Consider the following 19,207-nt stretch of genomic DNA (forward strand, 5'->3'; position numbering starts at 1 on the left):
TTGTAATGGAGGTTATGCATGCATTTCCGACCTTTGCACGATCGCGTGCTGGTTCGCCGCATCGAGGCCGAAGAAAAGACTGCCGGCGGCATTATCATCCCCGACACCGCCAAGGAAAAGCCGATGGAAGGCGAAGTCGTCGCCGTGGGCCCTGGTGCGCGTGACGATTCCGGGAAGCTGGTGGAACCCGCCGTCAAGGCAGGCGACCGCGTCCTGTTCGGCAAGTGGTCCGGCACCGAAGTGCGGATTGATGGCGAGGACCTGCTCATCATGAAGGAGAGCGACATTCTCGGCATCATCGAAACCACCGCCGAACTCAAGAAGGCGGCGTAAGCAATCAACCCAATCTTCAGTTCAATCGAAAGAAGAGAAAGGAGCAGGCCAAAATGGCTGCGAAGGAAGTAAAGTTTGCGTCTGACGCGCGTGATCGCATGCTGCGTGGCGTGGATACGCTTGCAAATGCGGTCAAGGTAACTCTCGGCCCCAAGGGGCGCAACGTGGTGATCGAGAAGAGCTTCGGCGCTCCCCGCATCACCAAGGATGGCGTCACCGTTGCCAAGGAAATCGAACTCAAGGACAAGTTCGAAAACATGGGCGCGCAGATGCTGCGCGAAGTCGCCAGCAAGCAGAACGACAAGGCGGGTGACGGCACGACCACCGCCACCGTTCTGGCCCAAGCCATCGTGCGCGAAGGTGCCAAGGCGGTTGCTGCCGGCATGAACCCGATGGACCTGAAGCGCGGTATCGACCTCGCCGTCGGCACCGTGGTCAAGGACCTCGAAAGCCATGCTAAGAAGGTGTCGGCCAACAGCGAGATCGCGCAGGTCGCAACCATTTCCGCCAATGGCGACGAAACCGTCGGCCGCATCCTTGCCGAAGCGATGGAGAAGGTCGGCAATGAAGGCGTGATCACGGTCGAGGAAGCCAAGAGCCTCGAGACAGAGCTCGAAACGGTCGAGGGCATGCAGTTCGACCGCGGCTACCTCTCGCCCTATTTCGTGACCAATGCCGAAAAGCTGAAGGTGGAACTCGAGGATCCGTACATCCTCATTCACGAGAAGAAGCTGTCGAACCTGCAGGCGCTGATCCCGCTGCTCGAACAGGTCGTGCAGTCGGGCAAGCCGTTGCTGATCATCGCGGAGGACGTCGAAGGCGAAGCCCTTGCTACCCTTGTGGTCAACAAGTTGCGCGGTGGCCTGAAGGTCGCGGCCGTCAAGGCACCCGGCTTCGGCGATCGCCGCAAAGCCATGCTGGAGGATATTGCCATCCTTACCGCCGGCAATGTGGTCAGCGAGGAACTTGGTACGAAGCTCGAGAACGTCACGATCGGCATGCTCGGCCGGGCCAAGAAGGTCATCATCGACAAGGACAACACTACCATCGTCGATGGTGCCGGCAACAAGGCCGACATCGACGCCCGGGTCAGCCAGATCCGTGCCCAGATCGAGACCACGACCAGCGACTACGACCGCGAAAAGCTGCAGGAACGCGTGGCGAAGCTGGCTGGCGGCGTCGCCGTCATCCGTGTCGGTGGTGCCACCGAGGTCGAGGTCAAGGAGCGCAAGGACCGCGTCGACGATGCGCTGCACGCGACCCGTGCCGCTGTCGAGGAAGGCATCCTGCCGGGTGGCGGTATCGCCCTGCTGCGTGCGCTCAAGTCGCTCGAAGGGCTCAAGGCCGCCAATGACGACCAGCAGTCGGGTATCGACATCGTGCGCCGCGCGCTGCGCGCACCGGCTCGCCAGATCGCCGAAAATGCGGGCGAGGACGGTGCCTATATCGTTGGCAAGCTGCTCGAAGGTGACGATTACAACCACGGCTTCAACGCCGCGACCGGCGAATACGAAGACCTGGTGAAGTCGGGCGTAATCGATCCGGCGAAGGTCGTTCGCACGGCGCTGCAGGATGCAGCTTCAGTCGCCTCGCTGCTGATCACCACCGAGGCATTGGTGGCGGAACTGCCTAAGGACAACGCGCCTGCCCCGATGCCGGCGATGGACTTCTAATCGCGAGAGGAGAGCGCGGTATCGTACCGCGCTCTCCAATCCGCGAACACCAGGCAGTTAGCAATGCCAGTTCGGCACCTGCTCACGCGGCCTGACACCGGGCAGGTTCTGAACGGGGCTTAACGGATCAATCGGTCGAATGAGAGAGGAGGAGTCTATGGCCGACAGGTATCTGGAGTATCTTTCACGCGAACATGCACGGCTGGAGGATAAAATCCGGCAGGAAAGCAAACGACCCCGGCCTGACGAAGTTTTGATTGCCCGCCTTAAGAAGTTGAAACTGGCGCTCAAGGACCAGATGCAATCCTGGGCTGGTACTCGCCCGAGTCCCGATCAGCTGACCGCGTAAAAAGGGGCTGGGCTTACTCATTTTTTCTCCTGGAAGAGGACCAGGCGTGCCTGTGTCGGTGCGCCTGGTCCTTGTTTGCAAGATACTGAAAGAACGATTGAAAAAACTTTTTCGGGAAATCTTGAAACCGATTGAGCGGCTTCTAATTCTATCAGTGCCGGATGCCATAATGGGTCCGGCTGGACAGAGGGCGTCGGCTCTTGGTTCCCGGCGTCTCTCATGCCCAGATTGCTCAACAAGGAGGATTTGGAAATGAGAACTGCATTTGATTTGACCCCCTATCGCCGCTCGACCGTCGGCTTTGATCGCCTGTTCGATGCGCTCGAAAACAGCTTCCGCGCCGAGTCGCAGGACAGCTATCCGCCGTTCGACATCGTTCGCACCGGCGAAGACAGCTACCGGATCACCCTTGCGGTGGCCGGATTCCGTCCGGACGAGATCGACATCACCGCACAGCAAAACCAGCTCGTTATCACTGGTCAGAAGACCGAAAAGGACGAGGAAGGTGTCGAGTTCGTGCATCGCGGTATCGCGGCCCGCGCGTTCGAGCGCCGGTTCCAGCTAGCCGATTATGTCGAGGTGCGCGAGGCCAGCTATGAACACGGCATGTTGACGATCTCGCTCCAGCGGATCGTCCCGGAATCGCTCAAGCCGCGCAAGATCTCCATCGGAAGCCGCGAGCATGTCAACGACGACACGCCGCAGCTGACCGAAGACAAGGCGGCCTAAGCCGCAATAATCGGGCAAATGCTCGGCGGGGTGGGTGTGCGCACCTGCCTCGCTTGATGGGCTGTGCCCCAACCAGTCGGATGAAAGGAGGAATGTCGAGACGGCTATTCGCGATCTCATTCCCTGGAAGATCCAGGGCCAGGACATCGTTCCCCGGCAGGAGGAGCGGGTCGATCATCCGGTGATGTCGCTTCACCGGGATATCAATCGCTTGTTCGACGATATGTTTCGCGGGTTTTCCATGCCCTCGCTGCCGTCCATCGGACGCAGCATTGGCTGGCCGCGTGTGGAGTTGTCGGAGAACGACAAGGAAATCCGTGTCATGGCCGAACTGCCGGGCATGGAGGAAAAAGACATCGAAATCAGCCTAGACGATCATCAACTGGTGATCCGGGGTGAGAAGAAGTCCGAGACCAGCGACGAGGAACGCGGCTATTCCGAACGCAGCTACGGCCGCTTCGAGCGCCGCATCGGTCTTCCCTCGCAGATTGACGAAGACAAGGTCGAGGCCGCTTTCCGCAACGGTGTTCTGACCGTTAGAATTCCGCGTACCTCAGAAGCGGCAATAGGCCGCAAGACGATCCCGATCAACGCCAGTTAATGGCAGCCAAGAGGGCCGGTCCTGCCCATGGGACCGGCCCTTCTTTGTGCATCAACTTCCCGGTTCGAGTTCGAGCCTGACCGTTCGCACCTCGCCGCCGCGCATCAACGTCAGTTCAACGCTTTGCCCGACCCGAAAGTCGTCAAGGCGGGCGAGCAGGTCGCCGACCCGCGAAACAGGTTTGCCGTTCATAGCGGTAACGATGTCCCCGGGAGCCACGCCGCGCCTTGTGCGCTGCGCTGCGACCAGACCGGCGCGCTCGGCTACCGACCCGGGATCGACCCGCAGGACAAAAACACCCTCGATCCCTGAAGCGCGCTTGAGCCGGTCGTTGATATCGTCGTCGCTTTCGAGGCCAAGGCTGGGCCGCGTATAGCGCCCCTCGGAAATGAGCTGCGGCACAACGCGCATCACCGTGTCGACCGGCACAGCAAAGCCGATTCCTGCCGATGCCCCAGAGGGACTGTATATCGCGGTATTGATCCCGATTAGTCGGCCAGCGGAGTCGAGTAGCGGGCCACCCGAATTTCCCGGATTGATTGCGGCATCGGTCTGGATCAGGTGCCGAATGTCGGGGCCGTTTTCGTTCGGCAGCGAACGATCCAGTGCCGAGACAATGCCCTTGGTCAAGGTCCAGTCCAGGCCGAACGGATTTCCGATCGCGAAGACATTCTGTCCGACCTGCAGGTCGCTGCTCGTGCCTATGGGCACCCGGGCAGGCGCAGTGAAGCCTGCACCGCCAATTTTTAGGACAGCAAGATCGTGTTGTGGGCTCACACCGACCAGAGTGGCGGAAAACTGGCGACCGTCGGCAAGCTGTATTTGTGCTTCGGATGCACCCTCGATGACATGGAAATTGGTCACAATATGGCCGGCTCCATCCCATACGAGACCGGAGCCAGATCCGCGCGGCACGCTGTAGACATTACGTGTCCAGAAATCGGCAACTCGCTGCCGTGTCGATATGAAGACAACGGACTCTCGGGCATTGCGGAACAGGTCGATAGTGGCGCGTTCATCTGCGCCAAGGTCTCCGCGCGGAGTGACCATGCGTGGCTCGGCCACCGGACCCAATTGGCTGAAGAGTAACGATGCTGTTGCAGCTAGAAGCAGGGCGTTCATTATGATCAAAACCACTATCCACGGACGCGAATTTGACATTGGCTTCGTCAACGTTTGTCTCATCACGGATAAATAGCGCCGGTTGTGCCAGGATCAACGCAATGCCTCGTCATTATTCGATCGACAAGAATGTCGGCAAACCAACCATAATCGGACATTGGCGGTGCGCATAACCAGGGCAAAGCTGCCTGTCCGCTTTCAGGCATCGTTTGGGAGAGCCTGAACGTCCGACATGAGGGCGCATTGCCGACCTGCTGAAATGGGGCCGGTTTCGGACCGTCCGCTTCCGGCAGCTGATTGCCAGCTTCAGACATCACCACGATATCTAAGCCGGAAGCCAACCTTAAATCGGCCGAGAACAGCGCAAAATGTTTGGTCACCCCAGCTTCGTCTCCGCCTAGGTGACGAATTGGTTCGGGGACCCGTCTTCATCTCGAGAGGGTGGCCAAGGATATCGTGTCGAGCCGGATGTCAGGCAATCGAGGCGCTGGTTCCTGGCCAATGCGCTGCTCCCTGATTGGAGAAAGTGCAGGCTCGTCAACGAAAATGATACCGGACCGAAGAGGTCAGTAGAGAATCTCCTCGTAATGACACTTTACGAATCACCCCTATGCATGCAGATTTACTTAGTCCAACCGAACGACAAGCAAAGGAAGTTTCGATTCGATAGCGATGCGAATGGTGGTTCTGCCAGGCCACCGACCATCTTCATTACGTGATAACCTAAAAGATGACCTCCGACACACAAAACAAGCTGCGCTCGGCTCTGGAGCGGGCTGCCTGGCAGCCGAAGGAGTGGATTCCTGCGCTTCGTCTACTCGCGGATGAATGCGGAGCGAGCCATGCTCAGTTGATCGGCATCGGTGGGCCCGCGATGGTCATGTTCAATTGGATTTCCGACTTCAGTGAGGGATTGGCGAGCGTGCTTCACGACGCCGCACTCCACGACCCTGAAAACAACTATCGAGTGCTTGCAGGGATGTCCGCCGCCGAATGTGCGGTAGTCGATGAGGAGGACTATGCCCGAGCCACGAAAAAGCTTTCAGGGAGCGAGTATCTGAAACTCGTTCGGCGGCACTCAATTCAAAATGGGCTGCAAACGAACCTCAGGAAGACACAGGACGGACTCATCGGCCTGGCGACACTGCGGCGAGAGCGAACCTCGCCCGAAGAGAGGGAGCGGTTCGAGAATATCATTCCCCTTGCACACACTGCGGTCAAACTTCAGGCCGCATTGGGCCATCAGGGCGCCCAGATCCTGGCAGGCAATTACGAAACGATGAGCCAAGCGGCGTTTGTGATCGATGGGAACGGGATGGTTCAGGCGCTTACTCCCGCCGCCGAGACCGCCCTTACGGCCCCCGGGTCGTTTCGGCTCGACAGGCAGAAGTTGTATCTGAGCGATCCGGAGGACGACCGAGCTCTCCAGAAGGCTCTCGCTAGCGCCCTTCTTTCAGGCGACAGGACTCTTTCAGCGCACTCGTCACTGGTCATCGGCAGCGCCACTCCGAGCCCCTCAATAGTGGACGTTATTGCCATGCCCAAAGAGGATTGGGCAATGCCATTCGGTCCTCGCGCGGTCGTGACGCTGGGTCGACAGCATTTTCGTAGTGACCGGATTGCGCTCTTGTGCGCCGCGTTCGGCTTTACCGAGGTGGAAGCCAAGGTGGCGGACTTTCTATCACGCGGAAAATCGCGCAGCGAGATCGCGGACCTGCGCGCTACCAGCGATGAAACCATCAAGAGCCACATCAAGAGCATTTACGCGAAGGCAGAGGTCTCACGTGAAAATCAGCTCGCTGCGAAAGTTCGCGACTTGCTCGACGGAAGTCCACAAGACCGCTGAATTCACAAGTCGCAGCTGCAATCGCCTATCTTTCACCGCGCACCTGGCCCGAACCCTTTGGAACTCCATGCCAAGGTGCCAAAAATGAGGGGGCAGCAACGCCACCCCCTCAGGTCAGAGACTCCTGACGAGCCCTCGGGTCGCAGAAGAAAGTTAGGCAAATGTTTTTCTTTTTAATCCCCTGATTGGGGGAGGCGCCGGGCCAATCCTTGCGTTACCTCCGAATCGAGGGAACCGGACGACCTTTGGACGCGCCACTCGGTTCAAATCCCCGGGGCAGACCCGAAGGTCAGGGGCGAGTCTCTCCCAATGAGAGCCCTCTAAACATAGAGTGACCTTGCGACAGTCATAGTCGTGAGAAAATCACATGCTGCGCGCGGAATGTAAGATTCCGATTCGCGTGTATATTTATATATCATACCAAAGACATCCCGATTCAATAATTGACGCCCCAGAGATTCACCATGTGAATGGTGATTTGTGGCCAGTGCAGCGCTGAATCCGCAGAATACTGCCGATAAATCACCCTCATCATGGCGAAAATGCTAACTGTCCCGATTTGGTGCGGATTTCAATTTGCGATTTACTGGGGTTCAAAGCAAACGGTTAATCAGCTAGCAACCATGGATATCGAGTCGCGTACCAAGAAAAAGAACAAACAGAATACTCTCGCTGACAGCGTCGAATGATGCGGAGCAGAGAAGAAAACGATGCAGACGCGACACGAGGAGGGGGCGTGCTAATCAGATTCTCTATAGGGGCAGCCCTTGTGCTGTCTGTGTGCGGGGGGACCGCCGCAACGGCGCAGGACCTGGTCCACGAGCCCATCAGCCCGACTTTCGGAGGCAACCCGTTCAATTCGAATCATATTCTCGGGATCGCCAACGCGCAGAACAAGAACAAGGATCCGAACGCCACCAGTTCGAACTCTCAGGCCGACATCTTCGCGCGCCAGCTCCAGTCCCGGTTGCTATCCGCGCTTTCATCACAGATCGTCGACGCGATCTTCGGCGAAAACCCTCAGGAAAGCGGAGTAGTCAGTTTCGGCGGCCAGACGATCGAATTCTTCCGTTCGCTCGATTCCGTAACCCTGATCATCACCAACGACGAGACCGGCGAAGTGACGCGGATTGTCGTGCCCCTGTTTGTCGAGGTGAACTGATGAAGGGTTTCGTGAAACTCGGGATGGCCATCGTTGCGCCATTGGCCTTGGGCGGCTGCATGTCGGTTACCGGAAGCGGCCGGGATTTCCTCCCGACCGACACTTCGCTCGCCTATTTCCCCAAGCGCACGCAGACACAGGTCCTTCTGCAACAACTGCCCGGCCCGCAACGTCAGGTTGCGGTGGCAGTCTATGGCTTCACCGACCAGACAGGCCAGTTCAAGCCCACCGAGGCTGGGCAGACGCTGTCGCGCGCCGTGACGCAAGGTGCCAGCTCGATGCTGGTGAAGGCGCTGCAGGATGCCGGAGATCGGAAGTGGTTCACGATCGTCGAGCGCGAGCGTCTCGATAACCTGCTCAAGGAACGCCAGATCATCTCCGAAATGCGCAAGCGCTACCTCGGCGAGGAAACGACCAATGCGCAGGCGTTGCCGGCATTGCTGTTCGCCGGGGTGCTGCTCGAGGGGGGTATCGTCGGTTACGACACCAACACCGTGACAGGAGGCGCGGGAGCGGCCTTTCTCGGCATCGGCGGGCGAACGGAGTATCGCCAGGATACCGTCACCGTCTATCTGCGCGCCGTCTCGGTCCGCACTGGCGAGGTCCTGACAACCGTCAATGCGTCGAAAACGATCGCCTCACGCGCCATCGGCGCGAGTGCCTACCAGTTCGTCGCTTTCAAGGAACTGCTCGAGTTCGAGGCGGGGTTCACCAGCAACGAGCCCGACCAGGTCGCCCTGCAGCAGGCCGTCGAGAAGGCTGTCTACGGACTGATCATGGAAGGGGTTGAGCTGGACCTATGGAAATTCGGCGACATGCAAGCGGCTGAACCGATCATGTCGCTGTATCGCAACGAACGCGACGGAATCTACGAGGCGCGCGATGTCCAGCGTGCCGTGCGCAAGGCGGGCTCTTTGTCCGATATGCGCGTCGTCGACGTCGAGGAGGAGGACGAGGGACCCTGAGCAATAGTGCTTGGGTCCACAGGGGCGGGTGCGGAGGACCCGTGAGGAGAGGAAAAGGTGCCGCAATAAAGGCGCTGGAATAAGTCGCAAAAAGAAGCACGCACCTGAGCTGCCACTCGAATGCGTGCAGTGTGTAGGCCGTGATAACCTTGCGTATGCCGGGCGTCTTTGTGCGCCTTTGGCAGCGATGGTTATCGCCTTTTGAAAAAGGTGATGCAACCATGAAGAAGACTATTCTGACCAGTGCGTCCATTTTGGCACTGTCCGTCGCAAGCCCCGCGCTTGCCCAAAGCAACACGAGCGACGTCGATCAGTTCGGTACTGGCAACGGTGCCACGGTCACGCAGACCGGGACCGGCGCGAGCGACTCAACCGTCAATCAGAACCTGAATGACGCAGGCGCCGGCGGCGGCAACACCGCCGAAGTCGACCAGGGCGACGGCACCAATTCTTCGGTCATCAATCAGGATGGCGAGAACAATGCGGCCGACGTCGATCAGTTGGGCGACGCGTCTTCACTGATCAACCAGGATACCGCCGACTATGGCGGTGCGATCGGCAACCGCGCAAATGTCGTGCAGGACGGCGCGAGCACCTCGATCGTCTCGCAGCTCGGCCAGGACAACGAGAGCAACATCAGCCAGACCGGCGAAGGGAACTACTCCTACGCCGACCAGGGGGGGCCGCCGCCAGCTGAAGCCAACAAGACCGGCGACGCCAGGAGCCTGACCAATATAACCCAAACCGGCACCGACAATTCGTCTGAAACCCGGCAGCGCGCTGACGACGCTTTCATCAGCGTCACCCAAGGCGGTTCGGGCAATGTTTCGACCGTCTTCCAGGGAGCCGGCACGAACAATCCCGCGGACGAGAACGGGGATCGTTCCTCGGCCACGGTCGGCCAGTATGGCGACGACAACCGTTCCGACATCCTGCAGGGCAATGACGACGTAACCGCGACGGTCTATCAGGATACGGCAGGTGTCGCGTCGGGCGGCCTTCCCTCGAACGATTCCGTGATTACCCAGCGCGCTCGCTTTGGCAGCGCCAATGTGAACCAGACGGGCGTTGGCAACGACTCCAGCATTTCACAGGGTACTGCCGGCAGGTCGTCGGTGGCCGATGTCACGCAGAGCAACATGACCGGTGGCGCTCGTAACAGTTCGACCGTGACGCAGGCTGCGGTGCGGTCGGACGTGACGATCGATCAGGACGGCACGGGCAATACCTCGAATGTCAGCGCCAACGGAGCGAACCGGGGCGGCGGCTTCGGGATCATCACCGTCACGCAGACCGGCGAGGACAATGCCTCCGACGTCCAGCAGAGCGGCAATTCGAACGCCGATATCGACCAGCTGGGCGCCCGCAACAGCTCGCTGCTGACCCAGTCGGGTGCGGCATCGACCGTGGGCGTGCTCCAGACGAGCGATGACAATACCTCGATCATCGACCAGTCGGGCGATGGCTCGTCGGCCAGCATCAGCCAGACCGGCGGATCCAATGGTTTCGGGCCGCGCGAGTGGGACGGGACTGCGATTCCGCCGACCGATGCCGGCACGGACTATCCGAACAACGTTTCGCTGGTTGACCAGTCGGGCAACGGCTCGACCATCAACGTCGCCCAGGACGGCGTCATCAACCGCTCGAATGTTGTGCAGAGCGGCGATGGTGCCATGGCCGATGTTTCGCAGAGCGGTGTCTACAACACCTCGATCCTCAACCAGTCGGGCGACGGTTCGGCAGCGACGGTGATCCAGGGCGGCCCGCATGCCCGCAATACTTCGGTGGTGGACCAGGGTGGCAGCGGCAACACCGCCAACGTCACGCAGCTCGCCTCGGACCTGGCTCCGCCGAGCCGTTCCCCGACGCAGGAGAGCTTCGTCAACCAGTCTGGCATCAACGTGACTGCAAACGTGCTGCAGGTGGGCGACGAGAACCTGTCGACCGTCGACCAGTCGGGCGAGGACAATTTCGCTTCGGTCGATCAGAACGGCATCGGCAACCAGTCCAACGTGGTGCAATCGACCTCCGCCGACGCATTCCCCAACATCGTGGCCGGTGCGTTCGTCGACCAGGATGGCTCTTACAACGTTTCGGACATCAACCAGTCCGGCGGTGGGACGGGCAACTGGTTCTTCTCGAGCACCGGAAATCCGAATGTGGCGCCGGGTGCTTTCGTGACCCAGTCGGGAACGGGCAACATGTCCGATGTCGACCAGACCAACCTGTCGAACCTGGCAGAGGTCGGTCAGTCGGGTAGCGAGAACGACTCGACGGTGCTCCAGACCGGAGTGAACAACTACACGGTGGTAAGCCAGACGGGCTCGGACAACGTCTCGGACGTCAATCAGTCCAGCTTGCCGGACTCCTCTGCGCTGGCGGGTGCATTCGTAACGCAGGATGGCGCACGCAACGATGCCTCGATCGACCAGGATGGTACGGGACTTGGCAGTCTCACGACCTTCTCCCCCGACGCATCGCTGACCCAGACCGGCAACGACAATGTCGGTTCGATCACCCAGTCGGGTGCCGGCGACCGGGCCTACATCAGCCAGATCGGCGACATGAACCAGTCGTCGATCCTGCAGAATGCAGGCGGCCTCAACAATCTCGCCACTACCAACCAGACCGGCGAGAGCGGGCTTTCGGAGATCACCCAGAGTGGTGAAGGCAACGATGCGCTGCTCAATCAGGGCGGACTCGATAACGAAAGCTACATCACCCAGTCGGGCATCGGGAACATCGCCGATGTGACGCAGGGCGGTGTGGGCGATGTCTCGACCATCAACCAGACCGGCAATGGCAACACTGCGACCGTCGGCCAGAACAACTGAAACTGAGGGGCGCGCCCGACCGGGTGCGCCCCTTTCCACTTCGAGCGCGCGACAAACAAGCGCGCCATTCCACTGCGGGCGCAAATCCCAACGAAGGAACTCAAGATGAAAAAGGTAATGCTCACCAGTGCTTCGATCATGGCGCTTGCCATGGCAGGCCCGACATTCGCCCAAAACACCAGCGATATCGATCAGACCGGCAACGACAATGCGGCCGCGGTTGCCCAAACCGGCAGCAACGGCTCAGATATCGATCAAACAGGCGACAACAACAGCGCCAGCGTCGACCAGAACGGTTCGGGCAACAGTTCGAGCATCGATCAGGATGCGTTCTTCGGCTATGCCGATGTGACGCAGGACGGTGCCGACAATTCCTCGACCATCGACCAGGACGATCCCGACACCGCACCTGGCGAGGACGGTACCATCGGCGTCTCCAACTTCGATCCCGACGCTACTGTCAGCCAGGTCGGGAACTCCAACATCTCCGGCATCACCCAGACGATCTCCGCTGGCGGGGGTTTCAATCAGACGGCAAGCGTCGACCAGACCGGCGACAACAACCTGTCGAACATCGACCAGAACTCGGATGGCCCGGGGTACACGGGCGGCCTTCGCGCCAATGTGACGCAGACGGGCGATGCCACGTCGGATATCATCCAGACGGGATCGAACGGTGGCAAGAACATGCGGGCCATCGTGACGCAGGATGCCTCGACTTCGAATATCATTCAGACCGCAACCGACACCAGCGGGTTCAATCCTTCCGCGAATGCCGTCGTCAATCAGTCCGGCGGTTCGCTGTCGAACATCACCCAGACGCTGAACGGTGATCTGACGGGAGATCTCAACGCCAATGTCACCCAGTTCAACGGCGCTACTTCCAACATCACCCAGACTGCCAATGGTGCGGAATCGCTGACGCAGGACGCCATCGTGACGCAGGACGGTGCCAGCACTTCCAACATCACGCAGACGTTCAACAACGACGGTTCGAACAATTTTTCGGCGACCGTCAATCAGAACGGCAGCAGCAATCTGTCGAACATCACTCAGCGTGACGAAGGCTACGGCATTATCGGCAACGCCGACGGTGGTCTGGTCGCCGACGTCAACCAGACCGGTGACGACAACACTTCCGATCTCGTCCAGGAGAACAAGAGCGCGTTCGCCGATATCGACCAGACCGGCGATGCCAATATCGTCGATGCCTTCCAGGGCACGGCGGGCAACGATTTGATCGTGCTCCAATCGGGCGATGCCAACACGTCGACCTCGACCCAGCTGGGTCTGAACAACTATGCCGATGTGACCCAGGCCGGCAACGGCGCGACCTCGAACATCAACCAGACGGGCCGCAACGATCAGGCGTTCGTCGATCAGCAGGTCGGCTCGGACGGGTCAAGCTCGACGATCAACCAGACCGGTGCCGGCGGTCCGCGTTCGGAAAATGTCGCACTGGTCACCCAAAGCGGTGCAACGAATGGTTCGACAATCAACCAGAGCGGTTACAACAGCGTAGGCGACGTTCTGCAGAGCGGTGCGGGCAACAGCAGCACCGTGACCCAGAACGGCGCAGCGGAAGATGCCGGCCATCTCGCCACGGTGACCCAGTCGGGCGACGGCAACTCGTCGGGCATCAGCCAGAACGGCACGTTCAACACCGCCAATGTCGAGCAGTCCGGGGGAAGCAACAGCAGCTCCGTGACTCAGTCGACCAACAACTATGCCGCAAACATCCTCCAGTCGGGCGACAGCAACACGTCGACCGTCACGCAGTTGGATGGCGCCCTGATCGGCAATACCGCCAGCACCGTAAACACGGAGCAGTCGGGCAATGGCAATATGGCCACGGTCACCCAGCGCAGCATCAATTCGGAAAGCAACATCCTGCAGTCGAATGACGACAACACGGCAACTGTCACGCAAGGCTTCTTCTCGCGTCGGCAGCAGAGCGACCTGACCCAAAGCGGCGCAAGGAATACCGCGACGGTCCAGCAGGGCGTTGATCGTACCGGACCGTTCGACGATGACAATGTGAGCACCGTGGTGCAGAGTGGTGACGACAACGACGCCACCGTGCGCCAGTTTCTGGGCGAAGGCACCAGCAGCCTGACCCAGAGCGGCAATGGCAACACGGCGCTTACCGAACAGGGAGCAGACCAGAACTTCGGCTACGGTGCCTTCAGCGCGACTGTCATCCAGTCGGGCGATGGCAACTCGTCGGAAGTCTACCAGCCGGCTGCTGACAGCAGTGCCTATGTCGAACAGATCGGCAATGGCAATACGTCACGCGTCACCCAGCTGACTGGCCAGGCCGATGTGCTCAACAGCGCGACGGTGACCCAGAGCGGTGATTTCGGCCTGTCCGAAATCACGCAGACGGGCAGCTCGAACGCGGCGACCCTCAGCCAGGGTGGACTGAACAACGAGAGTTACATCGCGCAGACCGGAACGCTCAACACCGCGAGCGTGACGCAGACCGGTACGGATAACCTCTCGACCATCGACCAGAACGGTAACGGCAACACCGCGACCGTCACTCAAGGCAACTGAAACCAGTGATCCGGGAGGGCGATTGAGCTCTCCCGGCATTCTTTCTTAGCGAGTAAACATCATGAAAAAGACAATCCTTGCCGGCGCATCGATCCTTGCGCTCGGCCTCGCAGCTCCCGCCCTCGCGCAGAGCACTTCGGACATCGACCAGACCGGCAACGGCAATGGCGCAACGGTCGGTCAGACCGGTTCAAGCACCTCAGACATCGATCAGGACGGCGACGGCAACAACGCTGGCGTCGACCAGGACGGCGATGGCAACAGCTCGACCATCGACCAGGATGCATTCGGGGCCTCTGCCGACGTGAGCCAGACCGGCGACGACAATTCGTCGATGGTCGACCAGAACGATGCCAACCCGCTGCCCTCGGGGGTGTTCGATCCGACCGCCACGGTCACCCAGAACGGTTCGCTCAATGGATCGACAATCACGCAGACAGCGGCCGGCGACGCCACGCTGCTCGACGCCTCGGTGGACCAGAGCGGCTCGGGCAACATGTCGATGATCACCCAGAGTGCCGACGGTGCGGGCGCAGCGACGGGCAATCTCAGTGCCTCGGTCGTCCAGACCAATGGTGCCATGTCGAGTATCAGCCAGAACATCACCGCTGATGGGGCCAACAACGCCGCGGCCAATATCACGCAGGACGGAGCGAGCTCCAGCTTCGTGATCCAGAACCTTACCAAGGACGATTCCAACACTTTCGACGCCACGGTCAACCAGACCGGCGATGCGCACATGTCGACCGTCCTGCAGGAATCCGCTGGCGGAGGGACGCCGAACGATCTCCAGGCAGTCGTGACCCAGACCGGGTTCGACAATACATCGACTGTCACCCAGAAGGGCAGCCGCTCGCGCGCGGGCGTCATCCAGTCGAACTCCGGCAACACGTCGAACATCCTTCAGGGCCCGTTCGACCAGGAGGTCGACGTCAACCAGTCGGGCGCCGACAACTTTTCGGATGTCTTGCAACGCGGCTTCGGTGAAGATGCCACGATCGATCAGTCGGGTGATCGCAACTCCTCCTATGTCACGCAGGTGAATTCGACCAACCGCTCGGACGCCTTCATCAACCAGACGGGCGACGACAATACGTCGAACCTTCTGCAGAACGGCGGAAGCCTGAATGTCGCCACCGTCAACCAGGGCGGCCAAGGCAGTTCGTCGGACATTCTGCAGACCGCGAGCTCCTGGGAGGACAGCGCAACCGTGAACCAGTTTGCCGGAGCCGACCAGAACAGTGCGTCGATCACCCAGCGCGGCGTCGGCACTGGCGGCAACCTCAGCCAGAACAGCGCCGAAATCACCCAGGATGGAGGGCTGTTCAACACGTCCTCGATCGAACAACTGGGCCGGCTGAACGATGCAACCAGCTGGCAAGACGGTTCCAACCTGGCCTCGACGATCTTCCAGGATGGAACGAGCAATGCGGCCACCGTCATGCAGTCCGGCGACGGTAACGTGTCGAATGTCAGCCAGTCCGGGGATGGCAACAGCGCAAGCGTCAATCAGGGTACGGTCGCACCGCCCGTACTGTAACCGTTCGAAGCGGGCGGCGGCTGCCGCCGCCCGCCGACTTCTTCATCGGAGCACGCGATCATGGCTAGCCTCAAATATGTACTTGCCGCATTCGCCGGTCTTGCTCTGGCCGCCACCCCAGCGCTCGCCGGCAACAAGGACGGTCATCGCAGAGGAGGCGGTGCCGGAGAGCATGTGCCGCCCGGCGATCCGTGTGGAGACGGCCCCGGCAGGGGTACGGGGAACCCATGCAAAGGCAACAACGGCAATTCCGGCAGGAACGGCAATGTCGGCGATCCTTGGCAATTTCAGGAGATCGAGTTGCCGGTGGCAGAGGATGCAGGGGTGTTCATAACGCAGATCGGCGCGACCAACTCCGCCACCGCCCGCCAGACCGGCTCGCAAAGCTATGCCGAGGTCGTGCAGAAGGGCGAGGACAACGTGGTCGACATCGACCAGCGGACGGGCAGGCATTACGCCACCGTGGCGCAGGATGGGAACGGGAATGGTCTGACTCTCGAGCAGACCGGAGCCGGACAGACGGCGCTCATCTTTGCGCAACAGGGTAACGGCAATTTGGCCGAACTTCTCCAGAACGACAACGGAGCTTCCTATACTGCTGCGGCAGTTGCCCAGAATGGCAATGACAACAGTCTGACCCTCATACAGGATGGCGACGACAATCAGGCTCGCCTTACCCAAAACGGGTCTGGCAATGCCATGACGGCAACACAGTTGGGTACTAGCAATCGGCTCGAATGGACGCAGAATGGCGATGGCCTGTCTGACCTGCAGATCGAACAGACGGGTAGCGCCACGATGCAAGTGACCCAGTCCAACGGCGGCCAGGGCAACGCCTACGGTCATGGCCAGGGCAACGGGCACGGCAGCGGGAGCTGAAAGGACCGGCAGGCATGATACTATCAGCTACCATCGCGCTTCTTCTGATGGGACAGGACAGCATTTCGGTCACCCAGATCAGGCCCAAAGAGCCCGAAAAGCGCGAGGCGCCGATCGAGCAGCTCAGCGAACCCGGTGAGGGACTGGCCGAAAGCGCGCCCGACCTGGAAAACGACCAGACTCCAGGCGTTGTCCCGCAGCTTTCGACCAGCAATGGCGACGTCGAGCTCGGTCGGGTGGAGGGCATGGATCGCTGCAGTGCCGAACTGTTATCCGCTGCCGACGCGGAGTTTTGTGCCCGGCGACTGGAAACGCGGTCGGCCGAGTTCGCGACCGACAACAAACCCCAGCTCTCGGCGGAGCAGATCTTGATCGGCGAGCGATTTGCCTCGGCCGCGGATGGCGATGTCGCCGAACGTTCCCGCACGATCGGACGTCGCGATGCCCGCGCTGACGACCGCGATCTTCAGGCCCTTGCCTTGATCACGCTCGGGTCGGGGGCAATCATCGAGGAGCCTGCGGAAGATGATGGCGCGAGCGGCCTCCCATCGGAAACCCAGGCCTTGATCGAGGCGATCGTCGAAAGGCTCGGGGATCCGTCAGGGGGCGGCACGTGAGTGCGGTTTCGGCGGTTTATGCAGTGCTACTGGGAGGGACGATGATGAACGGCACGGAACCCGTTGAGCGCGCCATCGACATGGAGATTTCGCGCGAGGGTGAAACGATCGAGGTCGTCCTTAGGGGAAACTCACCTCGCGACCAGCGGGTCCAGTACGAGCTCGAACTGACTGGCGCCTCGACCAGCCGCCACAAGGGCAGCACCATGTTGCGGGCCAATGATGCTTCTGTGCTGTCGACGATGCGAATGAGCGCTGCACCCAGTTGGTGTGTCACTGCGCGAGTCACCGAGCAGGACGGCACGACCTACGAGTTTCTGGAAGGCACCTGCGCTTGATCGCCTGAAGGTAATTCGATCAGGAATTCGTCATACACCGGGTCATAACGAATGGGGATGCCCATCGCCGCAAGTACATCGACGGCAACGTACTCGGATGCTGCGGAAGATTGCGAAAGGCGCTCGAATTCCGCTGCTTCGAACCGGTCGGAAACCAAGTTGAGCAGTGACCCCAAGCGCACGCTAAGGATCTGGGATTCATCAGAGAACTCCAACTTTCCAGCGGAGCTGCCGGAAACAATGGCCTGTAGCGTCTTAGGTTTGTGGGTTCGTTCGACATCGGTCCACGACGTGGTGTCGGATTTGGGCAGCGACACGAAGTCATCCTCGGCTGGAAATGAGACAACCTCATCCGCGGCGATGCTGACTGCAGGGTAAGAATTGCGTTTGCCTCGTGTGATCGGCTCCGGCGCCTGCTGCGGCTGGTGTCGAGTGACTACCGACAATGCCGAATTCACGGCACGGCCAGTCTCTTGGAAATCCCCTACGGACCCAAGGGAACCATCGGCTGCTTTGGGCAGGACGACGCGCGAAACGAAGCCGACCTGGCCCAACGAATATTGTGCGGCGGGCTGTCCGACTAACAAGCAGATCAACAGGCATGGGGCGAGACCGGGATACGATCTACCGGTACGGTTCTGCGGTGGAAAGCGCCTAAAGGCAGGACAATCGGGAAACGTTGCCGCGAGCGCCTCAGCATTCCCGGCCAGCGCCTGGGAATGCAAGCTCGCTTGCCATTCGAATTGGCGAAATGTCCCGTACATGCCCCCTCCCCGTCAGGAGCCTAGCACGGCACCCAGCAATCAAGAAGCGAGCTGTACGCTGGCAATGGAAATCTCGATGAGATGCTCCTCTATACCGGCTGCTTCGGCAATGGATTTTCGTCCTCTGGCTATCGCCTCGGCCAATGAAGGCTTGCTGTCGCCAGAAGATCCTTCGAGGGGTGAGGCCATACCCGCTGCCGCCCCATATGCGAGTTCCACCTCAGCAACGCGCAATGCGCCGCACAGTCCCCTGAAATGGTGCTGTGATGGTAGAATCTTCCCAGTTTCCCACTTCCATATGGTCGGTTTGCTCACGCCAATCGCTCTTGCCAGGCCAACCATCGACAGACCGGCTTCTTGACGGAGTCGCTTGATACGCGGTCCGATCGGCTCGAGTTCGCGTGCATTGGGTCCGTCACTGCGAAGTGCCGAATTGACCAGGTCGACCCGGCGAAGCGGTTTCTCGAAATGGCATCCGACAAACTGTCCCGAGGACCAAACAACTTTGGCACGCCGTAAATCGACGTCAGGTATAACCACTGTAATAGGCTCTAATTCATGAAAACTAAAGCTTGTCTCAAGCAACATTCCGGTGCGTGAAATATTTAAAATTCGCGCATTACCTTGGACGGATCCCTGACGAACGCCGGCCAAAACATTGAGGCTGAGACGCGGCTCTCCCCGCCTGGGTTCGGAAGTCTCGGCGATTTGCCCTAGAATCGCGCCTGCGCTCATGAATTTCAGTCTGGCAAAGAGCTGATGTGCTGGCAACCACTCTATTACTTCATGAATTGAGTAACGCTGTGCCTGAATTTTCGGAGTCAGCCAGTCTTTTCATCTCGACTATGCTCTTGGCCCCTTCCGAAAAGATCATTCAAATTGTCCGCTTTCAGGCCAGC

18 protein-coding genes are annotated in these 19,207 nt (G+C 59.9%); 14 read left to right on the top strand and 4 right to left on the bottom strand.

Annotated elements, in window-relative coordinates; all coding sequences use genetic code 11:
* Window positions 1-18 precede the first annotated feature (18 nt).
* The 5 genes from groES to K3181_RS10480 all read left to right on the top strand — a co-directional run bounded on the left by groES (window position 19) and on the right by K3181_RS10480 (window position 3,685).
* Window positions 19-333 carry a co-chaperone GroES gene (gene groES, locus K3181_RS10460; RefSeq protein WP_188822545.1) on the top strand — a complete coding sequence of 105 codons (315 nt, stop codon included), beginning with the start codon at window positions 19-21 and terminating at the stop codon, window positions 331-333.
* A 53-nt stretch (window positions 334-386) separates the two neighbouring features.
* Window positions 387-2,006 carry a chaperonin GroEL gene (gene groL / locus K3181_RS10465; protein ID WP_039337605.1) on the top strand — a complete coding sequence of 540 codons (1,620 nt, stop codon included), beginning with the start codon at window positions 387-389 and terminating at the stop codon, window positions 2,004-2,006.
* Window positions 2,007-2,163: 157 nt separating this feature from the next.
* Window positions 2,164-2,355, top strand: a complete 192-nt coding sequence (locus K3181_RS10470; protein WP_221603061.1) for a DUF465 domain-containing protein — start codon at window positions 2,164-2,166, stop codon at window positions 2,353-2,355.
* Between the two features lie 252 nt (window positions 2,356-2,607).
* The gene (locus tag K3181_RS10475) at window positions 2,608-3,084 is read left to right on the top strand and encodes an Hsp20 family protein (protein ID WP_221603062.1); all 477 of its coding nucleotides are present in this window, start codon (window positions 2,608-2,610) and stop codon (window positions 3,082-3,084) included.
* A 61-nt stretch (window positions 3,085-3,145) separates the two neighbouring features.
* Window positions 3,146-3,685, top strand: coding sequence for an Hsp20/alpha crystallin family protein (locus K3181_RS10480; RefSeq protein WP_221603489.1), 540 nt, complete (start codon window positions 3,146-3,148; stop codon window positions 3,683-3,685).
* A gap of 51 nt (window positions 3,686-3,736) precedes the next feature.
* On the opposite strand, the gene K3181_RS10485 is transcribed toward K3181_RS10480, so the two are convergent.
* Window positions 3,737-4,807 carry a S1C family serine protease gene (locus K3181_RS10485; RefSeq protein ID WP_232730322.1) on the bottom strand — a complete coding sequence of 357 codons (1,071 nt, stop codon included), beginning with the start codon at window positions 4,805-4,807 and terminating at the stop codon, window positions 3,737-3,739.
* Window positions 4,808-4,869: 62 nt separating this feature from the next.
* Window positions 4,870-5,187 carry a hypothetical protein gene (locus K3181_RS10490; protein ID WP_221603063.1) on the bottom strand — a complete coding sequence of 106 codons (318 nt, stop codon included), beginning with the start codon at window positions 5,185-5,187 and terminating at the stop codon, window positions 4,870-4,872.
* 350 nt (window positions 5,188-5,537) lie between these two features.
* Here K3181_RS10490 and K3181_RS10495 point away from each other — a divergent pair, with 350 nt between their 5' ends.
* From K3181_RS10495 to csgH, 9 genes are all read left to right on the top strand, one after another.
* Window positions 5,538-6,653 (top strand): helix-turn-helix transcriptional regulator, encoded by a 1,116-nt coding sequence (locus K3181_RS10495; protein ID WP_221603064.1) that lies wholly within the window; start codon window positions 5,538-5,540, stop codon window positions 6,651-6,653.
* Window positions 6,654-7,338: 685 nt separating this feature from the next.
* Window positions 7,339-7,815 (top strand): curli assembly protein CsgF, encoded by a 477-nt coding sequence (locus tag K3181_RS10500; protein WP_247715070.1) that lies wholly within the window; start codon window positions 7,339-7,341, stop codon window positions 7,813-7,815.
* Window positions 7,815-8,780, top strand: coding sequence for a CsgG/HfaB family protein (locus K3181_RS10505; RefSeq protein ID WP_221603065.1), 966 nt, complete (start codon window positions 7,815-7,817; stop codon window positions 8,778-8,780). The genes K3181_RS10500 and K3181_RS10505 overlap by 1 nt, the downstream gene beginning before the upstream one ends.
* Before the next feature lie 221 nt (window positions 8,781-9,001).
* On the top strand, window positions 9,002-11,614 hold the full coding sequence (locus K3181_RS10510) for a beta strand repeat-containing protein (RefSeq protein ID WP_221603066.1): 2,613 nt from the start codon (window positions 9,002-9,004) through the stop codon (window positions 11,612-11,614).
* Window positions 11,615-11,719: 105 nt separating this feature from the next.
* The gene (locus tag K3181_RS10515) at window positions 11,720-14,170 is read left to right on the top strand and encodes a beta strand repeat-containing protein (protein WP_221603067.1); all 2,451 of its coding nucleotides are present in this window, start codon (window positions 11,720-11,722) and stop codon (window positions 14,168-14,170) included.
* A 61-nt stretch (window positions 14,171-14,231) separates the two neighbouring features.
* Window positions 14,232-15,710, top strand: coding sequence for a beta strand repeat-containing protein (locus tag K3181_RS10520; protein WP_221603068.1), 1,479 nt, complete (start codon window positions 14,232-14,234; stop codon window positions 15,708-15,710).
* 60 nt (window positions 15,711-15,770) lie between these two features.
* Window positions 15,771-16,589, top strand: a complete 819-nt coding sequence (locus K3181_RS10525; RefSeq protein ID WP_221603069.1) for a hypothetical protein — start codon at window positions 15,771-15,773, stop codon at window positions 16,587-16,589.
* A gap of 47 nt (window positions 16,590-16,636) precedes the next feature.
* On the top strand, window positions 16,637-17,206 hold the full coding sequence (locus K3181_RS10530) for a hypothetical protein (protein ID WP_221603070.1): 570 nt from the start codon (window positions 16,637-16,639) through the stop codon (window positions 17,204-17,206).
* Between the two features lie 44 nt (window positions 17,207-17,250).
* Window positions 17,251-17,544, top strand: a complete 294-nt coding sequence (gene csgH / locus K3181_RS10535; RefSeq protein ID WP_221603071.1) for a curli-like amyloid fiber formation chaperone CsgH — start codon at window positions 17,251-17,253, stop codon at window positions 17,542-17,544.
* Here csgH and K3181_RS10540 read toward each other — a convergent pair.
* Window positions 17,514-18,308 carry a hypothetical protein gene (locus K3181_RS10540; protein WP_221603072.1) on the bottom strand — a complete coding sequence of 265 codons (795 nt, stop codon included), beginning with the start codon at window positions 18,306-18,308 and terminating at the stop codon, window positions 17,514-17,516. The genes csgH and K3181_RS10540 overlap by 31 nt on opposite strands.
* Before the next feature lie 39 nt (window positions 18,309-18,347).
* The gene (locus K3181_RS10545; protein ID WP_221603073.1) at window positions 18,348-19,043 is read right to left on the bottom strand and encodes a helix-turn-helix domain-containing protein; all 696 of its coding nucleotides are present in this window, start codon (window positions 19,041-19,043) and stop codon (window positions 18,348-18,350) included.
* Window positions 19,044-19,207 lie beyond the last annotated feature (164 nt).

The sequence above is a fragment of the Qipengyuania mesophila genome (assembly GCF_019711655.1).
GTDB classification, from domain to species: Bacteria; Pseudomonadota; Alphaproteobacteria; order Sphingomonadales; family Sphingomonadaceae; genus Qipengyuania; species Qipengyuania mesophila.

What these genes read in the sequence shown, in the direction of transcription:
- K3181_RS10530 (WP_221603070.1), top strand. Translation starts at nt 16,637, where the DNA reads ATGGGACAGGACAGCATTTCGGTCACCCAGATCAGGCCCAAAGAGCCC.
- K3181_RS10510 (WP_221603066.1), top strand. Translation starts at nt 9,002, where the DNA reads ATGAAGAAGACTATTCTGACCAGTGCGTCCATTTTGGCACTGTCCGTC.
- K3181_RS10495 (WP_221603064.1), top strand. Translation starts at nt 5,538, where the DNA reads ATGACCTCCGACACACAAAACAAGCTGCGCTCGGCTCTGGAGCGGGCT.
- K3181_RS10500 (WP_247715070.1), top strand. Translation starts at nt 7,339, where the DNA reads ATGATGCGGAGCAGAGAAGAAAACGATGCAGACGCGACACGAGGAGGG.
- K3181_RS10470 (WP_221603061.1), top strand. Translation starts at nt 2,164, where the DNA reads ATGGCCGACAGGTATCTGGAGTATCTTTCACGCGAACATGCACGGCTG.
- K3181_RS10540 (WP_221603072.1), bottom strand. Translation starts at nt 18,308, where the DNA reads ATGTACGGGACATTTCGCCAATTCGAATGGCAAGCGAGCTTGCATTCC.
- K3181_RS10525 (WP_221603069.1), top strand. Translation starts at nt 15,771, where the DNA reads ATGGCTAGCCTCAAATATGTACTTGCCGCATTCGCCGGTCTTGCTCTG.
- K3181_RS10520 (WP_221603068.1), top strand. Translation starts at nt 14,232, where the DNA reads ATGAAAAAGACAATCCTTGCCGGCGCATCGATCCTTGCGCTCGGCCTC.
- K3181_RS10545 (WP_221603073.1), bottom strand. Translation starts at nt 19,043, where the DNA reads ATGAGCGCAGGCGCGATTCTAGGGCAAATCGCCGAGACTTCCGAACCC.
- K3181_RS10485 (WP_232730322.1), bottom strand. Translation starts at nt 4,807, where the DNA reads ATGAACGCCCTGCTTCTAGCTGCAACAGCATCGTTACTCTTCAGCCAA.
- K3181_RS10515 (WP_221603067.1), top strand. Translation starts at nt 11,720, where the DNA reads ATGAAAAAGGTAATGCTCACCAGTGCTTCGATCATGGCGCTTGCCATG.
- groES (WP_188822545.1), top strand. Translation starts at nt 19, where the DNA reads ATGCATTTCCGACCTTTGCACGATCGCGTGCTGGTTCGCCGCATCGAG.
- csgH (WP_221603071.1), top strand. Translation starts at nt 17,251, where the DNA reads ATGAACGGCACGGAACCCGTTGAGCGCGCCATCGACATGGAGATTTCG.
- groL (WP_039337605.1), top strand. Translation starts at nt 387, where the DNA reads ATGGCTGCGAAGGAAGTAAAGTTTGCGTCTGACGCGCGTGATCGCATG.
- K3181_RS10475 (WP_221603062.1), top strand. Translation starts at nt 2,608, where the DNA reads ATGAGAACTGCATTTGATTTGACCCCCTATCGCCGCTCGACCGTCGGC.
- K3181_RS10505 (WP_221603065.1), top strand. Translation starts at nt 7,815, where the DNA reads ATGAAGGGTTTCGTGAAACTCGGGATGGCCATCGTTGCGCCATTGGCC.